At 76.9% G+C, this 588-nt stretch carries 1 pseudogene; it reads right to left on the bottom strand.

Annotated features, from left to right (window positions below):
• Positions 1-588 (bottom strand): annotated as a pseudogene (locus ESO86_RS19630) (N-acetylglucosamine-6-phosphate deacetylase); the annotation flags it as partial.

Genomic DNA, 588 nt, shown 5'->3' on the forward strand with positions numbered 1-588 from the left:
CCGACGTCGAGGCGGCCGAGGTCGCCGGCACGCCCGATCGCGGACGCGGGGGTGACCGTGAGCGCGCCGACCGCCTCGTGCAGCGGGATCCCCGAGTCGAGGACGGCGCGTCGCAGCGCCTCGTCCTGCGTGAGGGTCGACCCGGCGATCGCGCCCGTGTCGGCGAGTCGCGCGACGCCGTCGCGCACGTCGACCGAGAGCGATCCGAGCACGTACGCCCCGTCGGACGCCCCGGTCGCGGCCATCGCGTCGGTCACCAGCGCGACCCGCCCCGACGCGCCCGAGAACGCCAGGCGCACCACGTCGGGGTGCACGTGCACCCCGTCGCCGATGACCTCGAGCGTCACGTGGTCGGCGCGCATCGCGGCGACGACCGGGCCGGGCGCGCGGTGGTGGATGCCGCGCATGCCGTTGAACGCATGCGTGAGGATCGACGCGCCGGCGTCGAACGCGCGGAGCGCGGTGTCGAAGTCGGCGCCCGTGTGGCCGACGGCGACGGCGACGTCGGCGTCGACCAGTCGCGCGATCGCCGCGGTCGCCCCCTCGTGCTCGGGCGCGATCGTGACCTGGCGAAGCGCCCCGCCGGCC

This window comes from Agromyces binzhouensis (assembly GCF_004135055.1).
GTDB classification, from domain to species: Bacteria; Actinomycetota; Actinomycetes; order Actinomycetales; family Microbacteriaceae; genus Agromyces; species Agromyces binzhouensis.